The organism is Breoghania sp. JC706, from assembly GCF_037026715.1.
In the GTDB taxonomy this organism is placed as follows: domain Bacteria; phylum Pseudomonadota; class Alphaproteobacteria; order Rhizobiales; family Stappiaceae; genus Breoghania.
Genome location: NZ_JBANCG010000004.1, coordinates 126713 through 146416 on the forward strand (window position 1 = coordinate 126713; position 19704 = coordinate 146416).

The window sequence follows — 19704 nt, forward strand, 5'->3', positions numbered from 1 at the left end:
GGTAAAACCGGATCATGGTGCATTCTCTCAATCTCAACGGCGGACCGGAGGGGGACGGCTTCCTTCCGCGATTTGAGCCCGGCTGGGTCTGGCTGGCGGGGGCGGGCCCCGGCGATCCGGGGCTCGTCACGCTGCACACGCTCAACGGCCTGAAGCAGGCGGATGTGGTCGTCTACGACGCGCTCGTCGACAAGCGGATCCTCGGCTGGATGCGGCCGGGCGCGGACGCCGATTACGCCGGCAAGCGCGGCGGCAAGCCCTCGCCGAAGCAGCGCGACATTTCGCTGAAGCTGATCGAGCTGGCGCGGGCCGGCAAGCGCGTGCTGCGGCTCAAGGGGGGCGACCCGTTCGTTTTCGGGCGCGGCGGCGAGGAAGCGCTGGCGCTGGTGGAGGCGGGCGTGCCGTTCCGGGTGATCCCGGGGGTGACGGCGGGGATCGGTGGGCTCGCCTATGCCGGCATACCGCTCACCCATCGCGACGTGAACCAGGCCGTGACCCTGCTGACCGGCCACGATCAGAGCGGCCTGACGCCCGATGCCTTCGACTGGCACGCCATCGCCCGCGGCGCGCCGGTCATCGTCATGTACATGGCGATGAAGCATCTGGCGGCGATCTGCGGCAAGCTCATCGAAGGCGGGCGGAGCGCCGGCGAACCCGTGGCGATCGTCACCCGCGCCTCGCTCGACGGGCAGCGGGTTCTGGAGACGACATTGGCGCGCGCGGCTGACGACGCCGCGCAGGCGGGCATGGAGCCGCCGGCGGTCGTGTGCGTCGGCGACGTGGTGCGGCTTCGCGCGGGCCTCGACTGGCTCGGCGCGCTGGGCGGGCGCGAACTCGTCAGCGATCCGCTCGGCCTCGGGACGCGCGGCGGGCAATCGGAAACAGGATGAGCAGCGCCACGCGCAGAAGCGCGGTTTCCGGTGCGCCCGGCCTCCTTCTGGCCGCGCCGCAATCGGGGTCGGGCAAGACCGTCCTCACGCTCGCGCTTCTCAGGGCGCTTGCGCGGCGTGGGCTCTGTGTGGCCTCCGCCAAGGTGGGCCCGGACTATATCGATCCGAAATTCCACGAGGCGGCCAGCGGCCTCCCCTGCCCCAATCTCGACCCCTGGGCCATGCGGCCGGCGCTGCTGCGCGACCTCGCCAGCCGGCAGGCGGCGAAGGCCGATATCCTCATCGTCGAAGGCGTGATGGGGCTTTATGACGGGGCGGCCGACGGCACCGGCTCGACGGCCGATCTCGCCGCGCTTCTGGGCTTGCCGGTGATCCTGATCGTGGACGCCGCCCGGCAGGCGCAATCGGTCGCCGCCCTGGTGCGCGGGTTTCGCGATCACGGGCATGAGCCCGACCGGGAGCCGGTCCGCGTGGCCGGCGTGATCCTCAATCGCGTCGGCAGCGAGCGCCATGCCGGGATGCTGAAGGCGAGCCTTGAGACGATCGCGATGCCGGTGCTGGGCGCCGTGCCACGCGCCGCCGACCTCGCCCTGCCCGAACGCCATCTGGGCCTCGTTCAGGCGGGCGAGCATGCCGATCTCGACGCCTTTCTGGAGCGCGCGGCCGATATCGTCGCAAACGCCGTCGATCTTGATGCGCTGGCCCGGCTTGCCGCCCCGCTGGCGCTGCCGGGCGACCACATCGCACCGACGCGGCTCGCCCCGCTCGGCCAGCGAATCGCCGTCGCCCGCGACGAGGCCTTCGCCTTCGCCTACCCGCACCTGCTGGAAGGCTGGCGCGAACAGGGGGCGGAACTTTCGTTCTTCTCGCCGCTCGCCGACGAGGGGCCGGCGCGGGAGGCCGATGCGGTCTATCTGCCCGGCGGTTATCCTGAACTTCATGCCGGGCTGCTGGCGCACAACGAGGGTTTTCTCGCCGGGCTCAAAAGCGCCGCGGACCGCCGTGCGCTCGTCTACGGCGAATGCGGCGGCTACATGGTGCTGGGCGAGGCGCTCACGGATGCACAAGGCACCATCCATCGCATGGCGGGACTTTTGCCGCTGGAGACGAGTTTCGAGAGGCCGAAGCTACACCTCGGCTACCGCAGGCTGACGCCCTGCCGGAGCCTGCCGTGGGCCGGCGCCCTCACCGCGCACGAGTTCCATTATGCCAGCGTTTTGCGGACCGGGGATGCACCGGCCCTTTTCGAAGCCTGCGATGCGGAGGGAACGCGACGCCCCACGATGGGTTTAGTGAGGGGCGTGGTCATGGGGTCCTTTGCTCACGTCATCGACGGAACATGACTCTCCGCAGCTCACGCATTCATAACGTCACCCTCCCGCAAGCTTTTCCCCTGACAACGCTGAACGCCCCGTTCACCCGGCATTCAAACGGCCGAAGCGATGGTGGGCAACAAAACAACCGGAGCAAGAAAGATGAAGACCTTCAAAGCCATTCTGGCCGCCGCCGTCATCGGGCTGAGCGCGACCGTCGCCGCCGGCCCCGTGCTCGCCGGCCCCCAGCCGATCGAGCTTCACAAGCACCAGTACAAGGGCGAAGGCCCGGCGATCCAGAAGAAGAAGCCGTCAAAGCATCGTACGGAGAAGAAGAAGCGTCAGTCCAAAAAAACCTACGATTCCTACAAGAGCTACCAGAACTACAAGAAGCATCCTTCCCAGGTGAAGAAGACATATCCCAAACGCCGTGACGACTGGATGCGTCGCGGCGGGCACATGCCGCGCACCTATCGCAACCGCCCGGTCGATTACCGCCAGCACCATCTGCGGAAGCCGCCGGCCGGCTATCACTGGGTCCGCCACGACGACAAGTACGTGCTCGTGGCGATCACGTCGGGGATCATTTCCTCGATCATCAACGCAACGCGCTGAAGCAACGTTTCCCGACCGACGACCGCGCGCCCGCCATTTGCCGATGGCGGGCGTTTTCGCGAAATACGCGTATGCCCTAACGTGATTACCACTTTCACCGCGCCGGCAAGTCCTCTACCCTCCGAGGCCATTCCGTAAGCCCAGAGCATCCCGCGCTCCAGTGAGCGCATAAGAGTTGCTCCAGCGGAGAGGAGACCCGGTTTGACGACAGACCAGTGCAACGTGCTTCTGATCCAGCCTCGCTTCACTGTCGGGTCCTTCTGGAACTATCAGGACACGTGCAAGATCGTCGGTGCCAAGTATCCGGCCCCGCCGCTCGGCCTCATCACGGTCGCGGCGATGCTCCCTGCAAACTGGACCATACGGCTCGTCGACTGGAACACGCAGGCGCTTGAGGACGCCGACATCGACTGGGCGGACCTGATCCTGACCGGCGGCATGCTCCCCCAGCAGCCCTCCACGCTCGAAATCATCGACCGTTGCCAGGCGCGCGGCATTCCCGTCGCCATCGGCGGACCGGACGTCACGACGAGCCCCGATCTCTACGAGCACGCGGATTTCCGCGTGATCGGCGAGGCGGAGGGCATCATCGGCGATTTCATCGACGCATGGCGGCGCGGCGACCGCTCGGGGCTGTTCACCGCGGAGAAATTCAAGGCGGACGTGACGACGACGCCGATCCCCCGCTTCGACCTGCTGAATTTCAAGGACTACACACAGATCTGCGTGCAGTTCTCGCGCGGCTGTCCGTTCACCTGCGAGTTCTGCGACATCATCGAGATCTACGGCCGGGTGCCGCGCGCCAAGACGAACGACCAGATGCTGGCGGAGCTTCAGGCGCTCTACGAACTGGGCTATCGCGGCAACGTCGATTTCGTCGACGACAACCTGATCGGCAACAAAAGGGCAGTGAAGGCCTTCCTGCCGGAGCTGATCCGCTGGCAGAAGGAGCGGCATTACCCGTTCCAGCTCTCCACCGAGGCCTCGCTGAACCTCGCCGACGATCCGGTCCTCCTCAATCTGATGCGGGATACCGGCTTCTTCACCGTGTTCATCGGCATCGAGAGCCCCGATCCGGACGTTCTCGTCGCCACACGGAAGAAACAGAACACCCGGCGCGACATCGCCGCCAGCGTGAACAAGATCTACGAGGCGGGCATCTTCGTGCTGGCCGGTTTCATCGTCGGCTTCGACGAGGAGAAGGCGAGCGTGGCCGAACCGATCTGCGACCTGATCGAGGAGGCGGCGATCCCCGTCGCCATGGCGGGCCTGCTGTTCGCCCTGCCCGACACGCAACTCACCCGCAGGCTCGAACGCGAAGGGCGGCTGCACCCCGGCCACGACCATTCAGACGGCGATCTCGGCGACCAGTGCACCTCGGGCCTCAACTTCGACACGCTGCGCCCGCGCGCGGAGATCCTGGCGGACTACCGCCGCATCGTCGATCACATCTACCGGCCGGAAAACTATCTGGCCCGGGTGCGCAAGGTGGTCGACCGGCTCGACATGTCGGGCCCGAACGGCGACCTGACGCGGGCACGGTTGAAGAAGGACATCGCCGAGTTCTTCCGCATCACCTGGGCGCTGACGGTGCGCCGGCCGGAACATCGCCGCGCCTACCTGTCGCTTCTGGGCTACTGCATCCGGAACAACCCGCGCGCGCTCAACGCGGCGCTGATCCTTTATGCGCTGTTCGTCCACCTAGGCCCCTTCTCGCGCTATGTCGTGGGCGAGATCGACCGGCAAATCGAGGCGGTGGAGACGGGAGAGTGGCAGCGGCCGGTTCTGGAAGCCGCACAGTAGGCGCGGCTGTTCAGGCCGTCTTCTTCCGCTTCGGCCGCAGCACGTGCACGTGGTCGGCATCGTAAAGCGCGCTGTCGCGGAAATCCGCGTTGCGGGCGGCAAGCGCCCGGCCGACGAAGATCAGCGCCGTGCGTGTGATCTTGGATACGCGCACCTTTTCGCGGATATCACCGAGCGTGCCGTGCAGGAAGGCCTGATCCGGCCAGCCGACCCGGTAGGCGACGACGACGGGACAATCGGCGCCGTAAAGCGGAACGAGCTGACGCTCGATCTCGCGCAGGTTCCTGACCGAAAGATGGATCGCCAGCGTCGCACCCGACTTGCCGAGCGTCTCCAGATCCTCGCCTTCCGGCATGGAAGAGGATTTCATCGCCGTGCGCGTCACGATGACGGTCTGCGCCACTTCCGGAATGGTGAGTTCGGTCTTGAGCGCGGCGGCGGCGGCGGCGAAAGCCGGCACGCCGGGCGTCACCTCATACGGAATGCCCGCCGCGTCGAGCCGGCGCATCTGTTCGGCGATGGCGCCGTAGATGGAAGGGTCGCCGGAATGGACGCGGGCGACGTCCTTGCCGTCTGCATGCGCCGCCTCGATCTCGGCCACGATCTCGTCGAGCGTCATCGACGCGGTATCGAGAACGCGCGCGCCCTCGGGGACTTCCGCGACGATGGCCTCCGGCACCAGCGAACCGGCATAAAGGCAGACCGGGCAGGCGCGGATCAGCTTCAGCCCGCGCACGGTGATGAGATCGGGATCGCCGGGCCCGGCGCCGATGAAATGGACGGTCATGAGGGTCAGGCCTTCTCTGCCTCAACGGCAGCGTGCTTGGCCGCATAGCCGCGCGGCGTGTAGACGTAGGGTGTGAGCGCGCCGCGCGCTATGGCGCGGGTCGCGGTGGAGCCGACGAGGACGATGGTCAGCATGTCGACATCGTCAATCGCGAGAGTGCCGAGCGTCGTCACCCGAACCGCCTCGCCCGGCCGGCCGAGATTGGAGGCAAGCACCACCGGCGTTTCGGGCGGCCGGCGGCGCAGCAGGATCTCGCGGGCGCGTTCCAGCTGGGTGCGGCGGCGTTGCGAGACGGGATTGTAGAAGGCGACAACGAAATCACCGGCCGCAGCTGCCGCGATGCGCGCCTCGATCACCTCCCACGGCGTCAGCAGGTCCGACAGCGAGATGGTGCAGAAATCGTGGCCAAGCGGCGCGCCGATACGGGCGGCGGCGGCCTGAAGCGCGGAGATGCCGGGCGTCATGACGATTTCCACCCGGCGCGCGGCATCGCTGACGCCGCCGTCGTTTCCGGGGCGGTCGAGGAGTTCGTAGACGAGCGCGCCCATGGCGTAGATACCGGCGTCGCCCGAGGAGATCAGCGCGACGTTGCGGCCCTCGCCGGCCAATTCGAGTGCCGCGCGAACGCGGTCTTCCTCCGCGCCCAGCGGATAGTCGTGGCGCTCCTTGCCGGCGATTGCTGAGGCGACGATGTCGAGATAGAGCGAATAGCCGACGACGGCGTCGGCCTCCGCGATCATGCGGCCGGCTTCGGGCGTGCGCCAGGCGGCGGTGCCAGGTCCGATGCCGACGATGGAGAGCCGCCCGCGCGGCCGGCCGATGCGGCGCCAGTCGACGAAGCCTTCGGCCCGCGCGATCGCCACGGTGGCGTTGGCGCTCTTGCGCTTTTCCACCACGAGCCGGCCGGCCTCGCCGACACCGGCAAGGGCGGCTGCTTCCGCGACGCCGTGACAGCCGACCTCCGCGAAGACGACGTCGGAGGGATTGGCGAGACGCGGGGTTTCCGCCTCCAGCGCGGCTGCATCGAAGAGACGAAGCGGAACGCCCAGTTCCTCCGCCAGCAGGATCATCGCCGCTTCATCCGCCTTCAGATCGAGGGTTGCGAGCGCCGCGATGGAACCGGAGGCGAGGTCGGCCTCGGCAAGGGCGCCGAGAACGAGACCGCGCAGCTCGTCATACCCGCAGTCGCGCGCCGAGCCGACGCCGACGACGAGCGTCTTGGGGTGATAGACCAGCGTTTCGGAATCGCCTGCAACCGGCTTCTCGGTGGCGATGAGGCGGACTTCCTTCATGCCCTTGGGCGGCGTGACGGATTCGCGGCGCCACAGGTCGCGCTGGTCGAGCCAGTGCGGCTCGCCCTCGATCAGCGGCGTCGCGCCGGCCAGAAGTGCCGCCATGACGGACTTGGCATCATCCGGGTTCGCCAGCCGCCAGCCCTTCGGCGGTTCGTCGAGGGCGACGCCCAGCACACGGTCGCCGGCCGTCGTCACGGCCGCGGTGGAGCCGATGCGGGTGGCGATCTCGCGGGCGAGATCGTTGGCGCCGCGATGACCGCCCAGAAGCGGCACCACGTGTGCACCATCGGCGGAGACGGCGAGGACAGGCGATTCCTCGCGCTTGTCCTCCAGCATGTGCCCGAGCGCGCGGATGAGGATGCCGGCGGCGCAGACGCCGACGATGGGCGTGCGCGCGGCAAACAGCGTGCGGATGTGTTCGCTCGCATCCTCGAAGGTGAGATCGGCGGCCATGACGCGGCCGGAAAGCCCGTGCACGCGCCCGCCGATGGCGCCCGCGATGCGGCGCGCGGCATTCATGCCCGACGGGCTCAGGACGATGATTGCGGCGCGAGGCTCCACGGCTCGTCTCCCTTGTAGATGAGGATCATAGAGAAATAGGGCGCTTCATCGGTCGCGACGTCAAGGAGCGGCATGACCCGCTGCCCGGCAAGCGTCGCACGCTCGATGTAGCCGGCCTTTTCGCTGAGCCCCATGTCGTCGAGGACGCGGCGCACCTTCGCAAGATGACGCCCGACCTTGATAATTGCCGCGGCGTCACACTTCACAAGTTTCGCATGCAGCGAGGCTTCGTCAAGAGGGGCCGGAATGACGGCGAAATGATCGTTGCGCGCGGCCAGCGGCCGGCCGAGCGCGGCGGCGCAGGCGGTGAGCGAGGTCACGCCCGGCACGATCTCGCAATCGTATTCCGGCGCCAGCCGCTCGAAGAGATACATGAACGAGCCGTAGAAAAACGGATCGCCCTCGCACAGCACCACCACGTCGCGACCCGCATCGAGATGGCCTGCGATCCGTGTCGCGGCATCGTCGTAGACCTCGCGAGCGGGGAAGCGTTCGGTCCGCATGGGCACGACGATGGGGATCTCGGTCGCCTCCGCCGGGATGAACCGGGCGGCGATGGCGCGGGCGAAGCTCTCGCCGGTATCGGGCGCCGGATAGGCGACGACGGCGGCCGATGTGATCAGCCGGTGCGCCTTCAAGGTGATGAGATCGGGATCGCCGGGACCGACGCCGACCCCGTAAAGCGTGCCGCTCATGAGAGGGTATTCCTAGGTTGGGTCCGGGTTCTGGCGAGAGACCATTGCGTGACCGGCATGGCCGGGCGCCAGCCGGTGAGGCTGCCGACGGCGGAAGCGCGCGATACCGCGAGGCGCACGAGATCCCCGCCATGGCGGGCATGAAGGGCCAGCAGCACCGCCTCGCTTTCCAGCGTCACCGCATTGGCGACGAGGCGGCCACCGGGCTTCAGCGCCGCAAACGAGGCCTCGAAGACGCCTTGCGAAAGCCCGCCGCCGATAAAGACCGCATCGGGCGCCGCAAGACTTCCAAGCGCGCCCGGAGCCTCGCCCTTGCGGATGTCGAGATCGGGCACGCCGAGGGCGAGCGCGTTTTCCGCCATTAGCGCGCGGCGGTCGGCTCGCGGCTCGAGCGCGATGGCGAGGGCGCGGGGCGCGGCGCGCATCCATTCGATGGCGACCGAGCCGCAGCCTGCACCGATATCCCACAAGAGCGCATCCGGCAGGGGCGCGAGCCGTGCGAGCGTCAGGGCGCGGACCTCGCGCTTGGTCATCTTGCCGTCGTGACGGAAGGCGGCGTCGGGCAAGCCCGGCACGCGCGGCAGGACAACGGCATCGGGTCCGGCGACGCAGTCTATGGCGAGCGTGTGGAGCGTCGCGACATCGGCGTTCCAGTCGCGCGCGATGTCCTCAACGCGGCGTTCATCGGGGCCGCCCAGATGTTCGAGCGCGACCATGCGGCTTTCGCCGTAACCAGCTTGCGTCAAAAGGGCGGCGACGGTGCGTGGGCTGTCGGCGACGGTCAGCGCGAGAATGCGGGCACCGGGCGCAAGCGCGAGTTTCAGGCGTTCGGCCGGGCGGCCGTGCAGGCTCAGCGTCTCGACGTCCGCCAAAGGCCAGCCCATGCGGGCGGCGGCGAGCTGGAAGGCGGAAGGCGCCGGCAGCACGCGGATTTCGTCGGCCGGGATACGGCGGGCGAGCGTCGCGCCGATGCCGAACCACATCGGATCGCCGGTCGCGAGCACCACGACAGGCCGGCTGCGCAAGCGCGCGATTTCCTCAAGGCCGGCGTCGAGCGGCGATGGCCAGGGGCGCGTTTCGGCATTGAGCGCGCCGGCCAGTTCGAGGTGACGCTTGCCGCCATAGACGATCTCGGCATCGCGAAGGATGCCCCGCGCGGCGGCCGGCAGCCCGTCGATGCCGTCCTCGCCGAGCCCGATCACGGTGAGCCAGGGCGCCGTCATTTGTCCTTCATCCCGAAAGGCTTGTGCGGCCGCGCCTTGTCGAGCGGGCGGACGGCACCGTCGCCTGCTCCCTCGTGCGAGCGCGTGCCACGGGCGCGCGACGGCTTGCCGGAGGCGTCCTCCGCCGGTGCGCCGCCATGGGAGAGAAAGCCGCGCGATCGCAGCCCCGCTGCTGGACCGGCCGGTTTCGCGTCCGGCTTGCGCGTTGCGGGGCGGCGGCTGTTTCCGTCCTCGCCCATCACGGACCCGTCTCCTCGATCAGACCGGCGGCGACCGCGTTGACGGCGGCAGCCGCCATTGCCGAGCCGCCGCGCCGGCCCGTGACGGTGGCGAAGGGAACGCCGCGCGGATTTGCGACGAGTTCCGCCTTCGATTCCGCCGCGCCGACGAAGCCGACGGGGAAGGCCAGGATCGCGGCCGGCTTCGGCCATCCCTCATCGAGACATCCGAGCAGGTGGAAAAGCGCTGTCGGCGCGTTGCCGATGACGACCACGGCGCCGGCCACGCGATGGCGCCACAGCTCCACTGCCGCCGCGGTACGGGTCGTTCCCTCCCGGATGGCGAGGCCGGGCACGCGTTCGTCCTCCAGCGTGCAGACGATCTCGTTTCCCGCAAGCCGGCTGCGGATGATGCCGGAGGCGACCATGGTGGTGTCACAGAGGATCGGCATGCCCGCCTCTATGGCGGAATGGGCGGAAAGCACCACGTCTTCGGAGGCTTCGAAGTCGTCGATCAGATCGACCATGCCGCAGGCATGGATGAGGCGGATGGCCAGCGGTTGCAGGTCGACCGGCAGGCGGTCGAGCGGCGCCTCGGCGCGGATCGTTGCAAAGGATGCTCGGTAGATGGCGCTCGCGTCGCGTTCGTAGTGGAGGGTCACGTCCCCTCTCCTTGCTTCATGCTGCGCGGCCCCAGCGGATGATCGGCATGCGGATACGGATGGTGGTGATGGCCGTGATCGTGCCCATGATCGTCATGATCCCCGTGGCCTTCCGCATGATCGTGATCGTGGTGATGATGATGGTGATGACCATCGCCGTGATCATGGTGGTGGTGATGGCCGGCGCCGATGCCTTCCACGTGGTGGTGGTGGCTTTCCTGCGGCAGGCCGATCTCCGCCTCGAAGCCCAGCACCTGTTCGCGGTATTTGCAAAGCTGACAATTCATCACATTGGCGCCCTCAAGGATCTCGCGGACACGCTCTGCCATCGTGTCGATGACGAAGTCGTGGTCGTTGAGATAGGGCGCCTTGAGAAACTCGATCTCCGGGTGCCGTGCCGCGACCTTGTCGGTGTAGTCGTAGATGCGCTTCACCAGCACGCCGGTGAAGAGGAAATACGGGAAGACGACGATGCGGCGGTAACCGAGCTTGGCCGCATGTTCCAGACCGGGTTCGACCAGCGGGAAGGTGACGCCGGAATAGCAGGTCTCGCCCCAGCCGAAGCCCATGCCCTCCCACAGAAGCCGCATGACCTTGGCGACGTTGGAATTGGCATCCGGATCGGACGCGCCGCGCCCCACCACCATCAGAAGCGTCTCGTGCGCCGGGACATCCGTGCCCGCGGCCGCGATCGCCTCGCCGATGCGCGCGGCGGCCGCACGCACCATGCGGGTATCGACGGCAAGCTCGCGGCCGTAGTCGATCCGCATCTCCGGGTGCTGCGCCTGATAGGTGTTGAGCACGGAGGGAATGTCGTTCTTGGCGTGGCCGGCGGCAAACAGCATGCCCGGCACGGCCAGAACCCGGGTGCAGCCGGCCGCGCGCAGGTTATCGAGGCCGGTGCGGATGATGGGGGTCGCGAATTCCAGATAGCCGTAGTCGACCGGCCAGTCCGGGAAGCGCTCGCGCAGGCGTTCGGCCAGCACGGCGAATTCGGCGACGGCGTTCTCGTCGCGGCTGCCGTGGCCGCAGATCATCAGGCCGAGTTTGTCGCTCATCGCGTCCCCTCCACACCGCGTTGCGGCCGCTGAGGACAATTCGATGGGGACAAGTCTTTGCGTATTGCCATGGAAGGCCTCCCGCTTCTGTTGATCCAACGTCCGCGAGGGCGTGCGGGCGGCTTTGGCGATCGCCTTTGCGAATCGTAAAACCGGCTCCTTGCGCCGAACGGCTCCGGGATTGATCCCCTGTTTGGGTCGATCGCACCGGACTCGCTTCCAGCCCCTTGCGGGACGCCGTCCTGTTGGAGGCGACGCTAGCGGAGGCGCCCCCCCGGATCAATCGCCTTGCCCCGATTGCCGGCTTTCCGCGCGCCCCTGTGGCAATTTCATACGCGCCACCGGTTGCATCGGCGGGGCGGGACGTCACATACAGGGTGAACGCTTCGCCGCACGCGGCCTCATCGACAGGGAAAATTCATGTCGCTCCGAGTCGTCTTCATGGGTACGCCCGATTTCTCCGTACCCACCCTCATGGAAATCATCGGACAGGGCCACGAGGTCGTCGCCTGCTACACCCAGCCCCCGCGACCGGCCGGGCGCGGCATGGAGGAACGGCCCTCGCCGGTTGAGGTGAAGGCGGAGGCGTTTCACATCCCCGTCTACACGCCGCGCACACTGAAGAGCCCGATCGAGCGCGAGAGCTTCCTGTCGCACGAGGCCGACGTCGCCGTCGTGGTGGCCTATGGGCTGATCCTGCCGAAGGATATCCTGGAGGCGCCCGTCAACGGCTGCCTGAACCTGCATGCCTCGCTGCTGCCGCGCTGGCGCGGGGCCGCGCCGATCAACCGCGCGATCATGGCGGGCGACCGGGAAACAGGCGTTGAAGTGATGCGCATGGAGGAAGGGCTCGATACCGGCCCGGTGTGCATGGCGGAGAAGCTGGCGATCGGGGCGGACATGACGGCCGGCGAACTGCACGATGCGCTGTCGCGCCTCGGCGCCGACCTGATGGGCCGGGCGCTCGCCGCCCTTTCGCGCGGGGCGCTGACATCCGAACCGCAGGCGGAGGACGGCGTTACCTACGCAAGCAAGATCACCAAGGAGGAGACGCGCATCGACTGGTCGCGGCCTGCGGCAGAGGTGCACAACCACATTCGCGGGCTTTCGCCCTTCCCCGGCGCCTGGTGCGAAGTACCGCGCGGCGAGAGCATGGAACGCGTGAAGGTGCTGCGCAGCACGCTCGGCGAAGGGTCGGGCAAGCCCGGCCAAGTGCTGGACGGGCTGACGATCGCCTGCGGCGAGGGCGCCGTCCGGCTGACCCAGGTGCAGCGCGCCGGCAAGCGGCCGATGGAAGCGGAGGAGTTCCTGCGCGGCTCGCGCATCGATCAGGGCACGATGCTGCCCTGATCCTGTGGCCCTGATCTTTTTTGGCTAGGAAATCCGATCCCGAACCTTCAAATCAAGCGAGGCAAGCACATGAGCGAGCCCACCACCGGGACGACAGCCCCGGCAAACCTCACCTTCCGGCCCGTCGGGCCCAATGACGCCGTTCTCATCGGACGGCTCGTCGGCGAAGCTTTCGAGCGCGACACCGAGGCACGCCTCGTCGGCGCCCTGCGCATCAGCGACGATCTCGTTCTGGAACTGATCGCCAGCGACGGCGCCAACATTCTCGGCCATGTGGTCTTTTCCCGCGCCACGATCGCCGATGGCGACGCCGATCTGGCGATCGCGATCCTGGCGCCGCTGTCGGTGCGCCCGGACATGCAGAAACACGGCATCGGCACCGCACTCGTGCGCGAAGCGCTGGAGCGGCTGAAGCGCGAGAATATCGACATCGTCGTGGTGGTGGGCGATCCCGCCTACTTCACCCGGTTCGGTTTTTCCCCAGGGCTCGGCGAGAAGTTCGACACGCCCTGGTCGGGACCGAACTTTCTGGCGATGGAACTGAGCGAGGGAAGCTCGGACCGGCTGCCGGCGACGCTCACCTTCGCCAAGCCGCTGACGGCGGGCGAATAGCCGGTGCAAAACGCGCCTTGCGGGTGTCGCAGGGCGCGCGCGCAATGATGTCCTTATTGTGGCAGGCGACGAGGTGCTCTAGCCTCGCGCCATGGTGCACTTCGACTATCGCAAGGGACTGATCATCCTGCTGCCGCTCGTCCTGCTGTTTCTCGCAGGGCTTGCGGCCGGCGTCGTCGCGATATTCCTTGTCTGCAACCTGCCTTTGATGAAGCGCACGTGGGATCAGGGCCGCGCCATGTCGTTTGCGCTGTCGGCCGCGCTGTCGCTGACGCTGACGGTGCTGATCGGCTCGATCCTCTCCGGTCTGCTGCTGAAGCTCGGCCTTTTCGGCGACGATGTCTACGTGCCGGAGAGCTTCCCGCTGTTCCTGGCGCGGCCGACGCTGGAATTCCTTCTCGTCATGCTGGCGGCGCTTGCGGTGGCGATGCTCGTCTTCGGCTTCGTGCGCCGTTCCTCCGAGATCGTCCAGCGTATCGTCGTGCCGGCCGCGTTCATCGTCGTCTTCGTGATCGGGCTGGCGCTGGTCAAGACCTGGTCGAGCTACTGGATCCTTGCCGACCAGTTCGATACCGATCTTTTCTTCGGCACGCTCTTTCAGATCGTCCGCGGCGAATTCGCCCATATCGGCATCGCGTTCGGGGCGCTCGGCGATGCGATTTCGGCGCCCGGCGGCGGGCTGTTCGGGCGCCTCTTCCAGACCGTGGGCGGGGAGATCGACACCCTGTGGCGCACCGTGCGCAATGCGGGCGGCAACCAGTTCGTGCTGGTGGAGGCCTTCCCGGTCATCTTCGCGGTGTCCTCGCTCGCCGCTCTCCTCTATATGGTTCTGCGCTGGCCGTTCACGGCCTTCTCCCACGCCAAAGACGAACACTGACGAGAACCAGGCGCGCCGTGCCCCGCTACAAACTCACAATCGAATATGACGGCACCGGTTTCGTCGGCTGGCAGCGCCAGGAAAACGGCATGTCGGTGCAGCAGGCGATCGAAGAGGCCATCGCCGCCTTTGCCGGCGAGGCTCCGGGCATTCGCGGCGCGGGACGCACGGATGCGGGTGTGCATGCCACCGGCCAGGTGGCGCACGTCGATCTCGCACGCGACTGGGACGCGGAGAAAGTGCGCGAGGCGACCAACGCGCATCTCAGGCCGCACGCGGTGGCGATCCTGTCGGCGGAGCGCGTGGCGGACGATTTCGACGCCCGTTTCTCTGCCGTGAAGCGGCATTATCTCTACCGCATCATCGACCGGCGGGCGCCGCTGGCGCTGGAGCGCCACCATGCCTGGCACGTGCGCCACCGGCTTGATGAGGGTGCCATGCACGCGGCCGCGCAAGGCTTTCTGGGCAAGCACGATTTCACCACCTTCCGCGCCAGCCAGTGCCAGGCGAAAAGCCCGGTGAAGACGCTCGATGCGTTTTCGGTGAGCCGCGAGGGCGACGTCATCAGCCTGACCTGCTCGGCCCGTTCCTTCCTGCACAACCAGGTGCGCTCCATGGTCGGCACGCTGAAGCTGGTGGGCGAGGGCAAGTGGACGGCTTCGGATCTTAAGGATGCGCTTGATGCGGCCGACCGCACCCGCTGCGGGCCGGTCTGTCCGCCGGACGGGCTCTACCTGACGCGCGTCGACTACTGAGGGCTCAGCCGAAGCTGACGAGCCGGCTGAAGCCGAGCGAGATCACCGTGGAGAGCGCCATGTCGAAGACGACGATGCCGACGGCAAAGGAGATATTCGCCTCAAGCGCCACCCGCGCCACCCGGAAGCGGAGATAGAGGGCGACGCCCGTGGCGATGAGCGAGACGAAAGTGAAGCCGTCGAGCCCGACCAGTCCGAGCCCGTAAAGCAGGGCGGCGACTAGCAGCGGCAAGGCGGCGAGCAGCTCGCTCCAGTTGCGCACCACCACGAAGCCCACGTAGTGCCGGCCGATGCCGAGTGGTTTGGCCAGAAGCGCCAGAACCACCGGAAAGGCGAACCAGTCGAGCAGCAGCCGCACCGCCTCGATCCAGTAGAAGGATCCCAGTTCGAGATCCTCGGCGCCGGGAAATTCGCTGATCGCGATCTGCAGCTGCGCCTTGGAGACGAGCAGATAGGGGATCATCAGCGGCACGACGATCAGGAACGAACGCCAGAAACCGGCGACCGACAGGTCAAAACCCTGAAGCCCGCGCGGGTTGCCCTTGAAGATCTCCCAGGCTCCGGCAAGCGAACCCCTGATTTCGGCGCCACTGAAGATCATGCCTCAAGCCTTGAAATAATCGACGAGAAAACGCCGGTAGATGGCGGTGAGCTTGTCCAGATCCTCGATCGTCACGCGTTCGTCGACCTGGTGCATCGTCTGGCCGACGAGACCGAACTCGACCACCGGGCAATAATTCTTGATGAAGCGCGCATCCGAAGTGCCGCCGCCGGTGGAAAGCTCCGGCGCCCGACCGACCTCCGCCGCGATCGCCGCGCCCAGGGTTTCGATCAGGGCGGCGTCGTTGGTCAGGAAGCTGTCGCTGCCATCCTCGCGGAAGACAAGTTCGTAGGAGACCGTGTTGCCCGCCGCCTCGCGCATGGAATCCTCGATGTGGCGGGCAAGCGTTTCGCGCGTCCAGGTATCGTTGAAACGCACGTTGAACCGGGCTCCCGCCTTTTGCGGGATCACGTTGAAGGCGGGATTTCCGGTGTCGATGCTGACGATTTCCAGGTTCGAGGGCTGGAAACGTTCGTTGCCGTCGTCGAGATGCAGCGCGTCGAGCGCACTTGCAAGGCGCATCAGGCCGGGGATCGGGTTTTCCGCCAGATGCGGATAGGCGACGTGGCCCTGCCGTCCGGTGACCGTCAGTTCGCCGGAAAGCGAACCGCGCCGGCCGACCTTGATCGCATCGCCGAGATGCTGCGGGTTCGTCGGCTCGCCGACGATGCAGGCATCGAAACGCTCGCCGCGGGCCGCGCACCACTCCATCAGCCGCACCGTGCCATTGACGGCGGGCCCCTCCTCGTCGCCGGTGATGAGAAACGAGACGGAGCCTGCGAAGGCTTCGCCCGCCTCGGCGACGAAATCAAGTGCCGCGGCCGCGAATGCCGCTACGCCGCCCTTCATGTCGACGGCCCCGCGCCCATAGAGGACGCCGTCCGCGATATCGCCGGAGAAGGGCGCGTGGCTCCAGCTCGCCGCATCGCCCGGCGGCACGACATCGGTGTGGCCGGCGAAGGCGACGTGCGGACGGCCGGAGCCAATCCGCGCGAAGAGATTCTCCACATCCGGCGTGCCGGGGGTCTCGAAGGTCACGCGATGGACCTCGAAACCGGCCTTTTCCAGAAGGTCGGCGAGACAGGCGAGCGCACCGCCTTCCTGCGGCGTCACGCTCGGGCAGCGGATCAGATCGCGGGCGATGCGGACCGCTGCCGACAGACCCTGTTCGGTGGGAGCGGCATCGGTGGGGGCGGCGGTCATGGACGATCCTGGCAGGTTGGAATGCGAACGGGGCGGAATTATCGCTAGGGCCGGTCGGGCCCCGGACCGTAACGGTTCGGCCCCGGATCGCCGGGCACCAGACCGATATACACGGCGAGCAGAAGATTGGCGAAGGGCACCATCCAGATCAGCGCGGCCAGGCCCGACCAGCCGCGATCGCGACAGCGCTTGGCGATGATGACCAGCGCGGACCATTCGAACGGCAGCATCGCCAGCAGCACGCCGGCACTGGCATCGGTCATGCGGACCGTTTCCAGCGCCCCGTCCGGGCCGGTGTCGAAAATCAGCGTGGCTTCCCACATGCGCCCGAGCACGAACATGAGGCACACCACCACGGCAAGCGCGAGCCAGTAGACGTGACGCGAGACGCGACCGGCCGGGCTGAAGAACAGCCAAAGGAGGGTCATTAGGCCGGCTGGTGTCGGACGCTGTTCGGTCATGGGGCGGTTTCATCCCGGGCGTGAAGGCGACGGCATGCGGAAAAGTCCCCGGCTGCGACCATCGCTGGCAAGCGTTACCTATTGTCGTTGCCGGCGGGACTCAAGGGTCTTGTTTCACACCGCCGACATCTTGTCGCCGTTTCCGGCGCGGCCGGTGACGATTTCCGCGAGCCAATCGCAGGCGGCGCGCACGGCGGGACGTTCCTTGACATCCTGATGCACCACGAGCCAGAGCGGACGTTCGACGCTGACGGAGGCATCGATCACGCAGAGGCCGCGCGAGGGCTCGATCATCCAGTCCGGCAGCATGGCCGCCCCCAGCCCCGCCTCGCTGGCAACCCGAATTCCGGAGAGCGTTGCGATGCGGGCCCTGGGCGAGGTCGCCCCGAAACGCGCCCTGATCGCCGCGATTTCGGGCATATCGTCGAGGTCGCGCTCGTAGGCGATGTAACCGGCCGGCTCCTGATCGGAGCGCCCGGCCATCCGGAAGCGGACACGGCCGAGGCGCCGGGCCACCAGCTTGCCGCGCGCGGGCCGCTGCAGACGGATGGCGATATCCACCTCGCGCCGGGCGAGCGAGCTGGTCTCGTTCGTTCCGATCAGTTCCAGCACCAGCTTGGGATGGCGTCGCGCGAATTGCGCAAGATGCGGCACGATCAGATGTTCGATGACCGCCAGAACCGATGTCACACGCACCGTCCCGTGCAGGGCCTCCTCTTCCCGAGAGGCCTTGGCGAGCGCACGCTCCATGGCCTCGGCCGCCGCAACGACGGCACGGCCGGCGGCACTGGCCACAAGTTTCCTGTCCATCCGGCTGAAAAGCGTCGTGCCGGCACCAGCCTCCGCCGCGGACAGACGACGCGCAACGGTCGTCTCGTTGACGCCCAGCCGGCGCGCGGCGCCCGCTATGGTGCCGGACCGTGCGATGGTCAGCACCAGATGATGATCGTCCCAGTTCAGCATGCCTGCATTTTTGCAGGTTTGAACGGCGTAAGCGAGGCGTTTTCGCGCCTCTCCGTGCAGCCTATTGTGCGCCGAAATTTACAGGTCGCGAGCAGCTATCATGACATCGAGCCTTCATGCCATCCCGAAGACCCTGCGCGACATGGCCGGCGCCGGCGGCTGGCAGAGACCCGCGCCAGGCGAGGCGGCCGTGGTGCTGATCGATGCGCAAGAGGAATATCGCTCAGGTGCCCTCCAGCTCGATGACGTGACGTTGGCGCTCGAGGAAATCGCCCGCTTGCGTCAGCACGCCCGCGATCTCGACCTGCCGGTCGTTCACGTCCGCCATGTCGGCGCGCCGGGCGGACTGTTCGATCTGGATGCGCGTGGCGGAGCGTTTTGCGTGGAAGCCGAGCCGCTCGCCGGGGAAACCGTGATCGACAAGCGGTTGCCGAACTCGTTTGCCGGAACGAACCTTGCCGAAACGCTTGCGGACAAGGGCATCCGTCGCATCGTCGTCGCCGGCTTCATGACGCATATGTGCGTCTCCTCGACCGTGCGCGCGGCGCTGGATCTGGGGCTTGAATCGGCGGTGGTGGCCAGCGCCTGCGCGACACGTGCCCTGCCCACTCACGACGGCAGCGTGGTATCGGCAGGCGATGTTCATCGGGCCGCCCTTGCCGCGCTCGGCGACCGCTTCGCACACATCCTGCCCGGTGCCGCCGCCGTCTGAGAACGTGGCGGTCCGGCCCGCACGCGGGGGCATGCGGGCCAGAAGACGGATCAGTCGCGCAGCAGGTCGTTGATCGAGGTCTTGGAGCGGGTCTGCGCGTCGACGCGCTTGACGATGACCGCACAATAGAGGCTCGGGCCCTGCGTGCCGTCGGGCAGCGGTTTGCCCGGCAGGGAGCCTGAGACGACCACCGAATAGGGCGGCACCTTGCCGATGTGGATTTCGCCGGTGGTGCGGTCGATGATCTTGGTGGAGGCGCCGATGAAGACGCCCATGGAGATCACCGCGCCCTCGCCGACGATGACGCCCTCGACGATTTCCGAACGCGCGCCGATGAAGCAGTTGTCCTCGATGATGACGGGGCCGGCCTGCAGCGGCTCCAGCACGCCGCCGATGCCGACGCCGCCCGACAGGTGGACGTTCTTGCCGATCTGGGCGCAGGAGCCGACCGTGACCCACGTGTCGACCATGGTGCCGGCATCGACATAGGCGCCGAGATTGACGAAGGAGGGCATCACCACGACGCCGGGCGCGAGGTAGGCGGAGCGGCGGACGACGCAGCCCGGCACGGCGCGGAAACCGGCCTCCTCGAAATCGAGCGCACCCCAGCCTTCGAACTTGGAGGGCACCTTGTCCCACCACGTGGCCTCGCCCGGCCCGCCCTTGATGACGGTCATCGGGTTGAGCCGGAAGGACAGCAGCACCGCCTTCTTGAGCCACTGGTTGACGACCCAGCCCTCTTCGGTCTTCTCCGCGACGCGCGCCTGGCCCTTGTCGAGCAGGTCGAGAGCGGCCTCCACCGCATCGCGGACGTCGCCGCGGGTCGAGGTGCCGACATTGGCACGGTCTTCGAAGGCGGCATCGATGGTCGCCTGCAGCGCAGCGAGGTCGGGATGGGCAGTCATGGGTCGCAGATTCTCCGAAAACGGCTTCTTGATGGGTCAGCGCGCGAGAAAAGCCGCCGCGGACAGGGAAGTCAATACGCCAGTGATCGTGCCCGAACGCGCAATGGCCTTTGCGACAGCACCTCCCCGTGGGTCATGACACTGG

Annotated in this window: 21 protein-coding genes; 9 read left to right on the plus strand and 12 right to left on the minus strand. The window is 67.3% G+C overall.

Features of this window, described 5'->3' with window-relative positions:
* Positions 1-14: 14 nt before the first annotated feature.
* The 4 genes from cobA (at position 15) to V2L18_RS09110 (ending at position 4621) form a co-directional block, all read left to right on the plus strand.
* Positions 15-890: a uroporphyrinogen-III C-methyltransferase gene (gene cobA, locus V2L18_RS09095; protein WP_336177913.1), complete on the plus strand. Its 876-nt coding sequence runs from the start codon at positions 15-17 to the stop codon at positions 888-890.
* On the plus strand, positions 887-2233 hold the full coding sequence (locus tag V2L18_RS09100; RefSeq protein WP_336177914.1) for a cobyrinate a,c-diamide synthase: 1347 nt from the start codon (positions 887-889) through the stop codon (positions 2231-2233). Before cobA ends, V2L18_RS09100 begins: the two co-directional genes overlap by 4 nt.
* 132 nt (positions 2234-2365) lie before the next feature.
* Complete coding sequence (locus V2L18_RS09105; RefSeq protein ID WP_336177915.1) at positions 2366-2818, plus strand: RcnB family protein; 453 nt, start codon at positions 2366-2368, stop codon at positions 2816-2818.
* Between the two features lie 201 nt (positions 2819-3019).
* On the plus strand, positions 3020-4621 hold the full coding sequence (locus tag V2L18_RS09110) for a B12-binding domain-containing radical SAM protein (protein ID WP_336177916.1): 1602 nt from the start codon (positions 3020-3022) through the stop codon (positions 4619-4621).
* Between the two features lie 10 nt (positions 4622-4631).
* Here the strand turns inward: V2L18_RS09110 and cobM are convergent, their stop codons facing one another.
* Genes cobM through V2L18_RS09145 form a run of 7 tightly spaced genes read right to left on the minus strand, consistent with a single transcriptional unit; the run spans position 4632 to position 11120 of the window.
* Positions 4632-5408, minus strand: coding sequence for a precorrin-4 C(11)-methyltransferase (gene cobM / locus V2L18_RS09115; protein WP_336177917.1), 777 nt, complete (start codon positions 5406-5408; stop codon positions 4632-4634).
* 5 nt (positions 5409-5413) lie between these two features.
* A complete protein-coding gene (cobJ, locus tag V2L18_RS09120; protein WP_336177918.1) occupies positions 5414-7264 on the minus strand; it encodes a precorrin-3B C(17)-methyltransferase in 1851 nt (616 codons plus the stop codon).
* Positions 7234-7959 carry a precorrin-2 C(20)-methyltransferase gene (gene cobI / locus V2L18_RS09125; protein WP_336177919.1) on the minus strand — a complete coding sequence of 242 codons (726 nt, stop codon included), beginning with the start codon at positions 7957-7959 and terminating at the stop codon, positions 7234-7236. The genes cobJ and cobI overlap by 31 nt, the downstream gene beginning before the upstream one ends.
* Positions 7956-9182, minus strand: a complete 1227-nt coding sequence (gene cbiE / locus V2L18_RS09130; protein ID WP_336177920.1) for a precorrin-6y C5,15-methyltransferase (decarboxylating) subunit CbiE — start codon at positions 9180-9182, stop codon at positions 7956-7958. Before cbiE ends, cobI begins: the two co-directional genes overlap by 4 nt.
* Positions 9179-9421, minus strand: coding sequence for a hypothetical protein (locus tag V2L18_RS09135; protein WP_336177921.1), 243 nt, complete (start codon positions 9419-9421; stop codon positions 9179-9181). The genes cbiE and V2L18_RS09135 overlap by 4 nt, the downstream gene beginning before the upstream one ends.
* Positions 9421-10062, minus strand: a complete 642-nt coding sequence (locus V2L18_RS09140) for a precorrin-8X methylmutase (RefSeq protein ID WP_336177922.1) — start codon at positions 10060-10062, stop codon at positions 9421-9423. Before V2L18_RS09140 ends, V2L18_RS09135 begins: the two co-directional genes overlap by 1 nt.
* Positions 10059-11120 (minus strand): sirohydrochlorin chelatase, encoded by a 1062-nt coding sequence (locus V2L18_RS09145; RefSeq protein ID WP_336177923.1) that lies wholly within the window; start codon positions 11118-11120, stop codon positions 10059-10061. Before V2L18_RS09145 ends, V2L18_RS09140 begins: the two co-directional genes overlap by 4 nt.
* A 420-nt stretch (positions 11121-11540) precedes the next feature.
* On the opposite strand from V2L18_RS09145, the gene fmt reads away from it, so the two are divergent.
* From fmt to truA, 4 genes are all read left to right on the plus strand, one after another.
* Entirely contained in the window at positions 11541-12470 is a 930-nt protein-coding gene (fmt, locus tag V2L18_RS09150) for a methionyl-tRNA formyltransferase (protein ID WP_336177924.1), read from the plus strand.
* Positions 12471-12539: 69 nt separating this feature from the next.
* A complete protein-coding gene (locus V2L18_RS09155) occupies positions 12540-13082 on the plus strand; it encodes an N-acetyltransferase (protein WP_336177925.1) in 543 nt (180 codons plus the stop codon).
* A 91-nt stretch (positions 13083-13173) separates the two neighbouring features.
* Positions 13174-13959 (plus strand): hypothetical protein, encoded by a 786-nt coding sequence (locus V2L18_RS09160; RefSeq protein WP_336177926.1) that lies wholly within the window; start codon positions 13174-13176, stop codon positions 13957-13959.
* Positions 13960-13976: 17 nt separating this feature from the next.
* Positions 13977-14714, plus strand: a complete 738-nt coding sequence (gene truA, locus V2L18_RS09165; protein ID WP_336177927.1) for a tRNA pseudouridine(38-40) synthase TruA — start codon at positions 13977-13979, stop codon at positions 14712-14714.
* 4 nt (positions 14715-14718) lie between these two features.
* On the opposite strand, the gene V2L18_RS09170 is transcribed toward truA, so the two are convergent.
* From V2L18_RS09170 to V2L18_RS09185, 4 genes are all read right to left on the minus strand, one after another.
* The gene (locus V2L18_RS09170) at positions 14719-15315 is read right to left on the minus strand and encodes a hypothetical protein (protein WP_336177928.1); all 597 of its coding nucleotides are present in this window, start codon (positions 15313-15315) and stop codon (positions 14719-14721) included.
* Between the two features lie 3 nt (positions 15316-15318).
* On the minus strand, positions 15319-16518 hold the full coding sequence (dapE, locus tag V2L18_RS09175; protein ID WP_336177929.1) for a succinyl-diaminopimelate desuccinylase: 1200 nt from the start codon (positions 16516-16518) through the stop codon (positions 15319-15321).
* A 44-nt stretch (positions 16519-16562) separates the two neighbouring features.
* Complete coding sequence (locus V2L18_RS09180) at positions 16563-16979, minus strand: DUF805 domain-containing protein (protein ID WP_336177930.1); 417 nt, start codon at positions 16977-16979, stop codon at positions 16563-16565.
* 114 nt (positions 16980-17093) lie between these two features.
* The gene (locus V2L18_RS09185) at positions 17094-17942 is read right to left on the minus strand and encodes a LysR family transcriptional regulator (RefSeq protein WP_336177931.1); all 849 of its coding nucleotides are present in this window, start codon (positions 17940-17942) and stop codon (positions 17094-17096) included.
* Between the two features lie 100 nt (positions 17943-18042).
* Here V2L18_RS09185 and V2L18_RS09190 point away from each other — a divergent pair, with 100 nt between their 5' ends.
* A complete protein-coding gene (locus tag V2L18_RS09190; protein WP_336177932.1) occupies positions 18043-18654 on the plus strand; it encodes a cysteine hydrolase family protein in 612 nt (203 codons plus the stop codon).
* Between the two features lie 50 nt (positions 18655-18704).
* Here the strand turns inward: V2L18_RS09190 and dapD are convergent, their stop codons facing one another.
* Positions 18705-19559, minus strand: coding sequence for a 2,3,4,5-tetrahydropyridine-2,6-dicarboxylate N-succinyltransferase (dapD, locus tag V2L18_RS09195; protein WP_336177933.1), 855 nt, complete (start codon positions 19557-19559; stop codon positions 18705-18707).
* Positions 19560-19704: the final 145 nt, after the last annotated feature.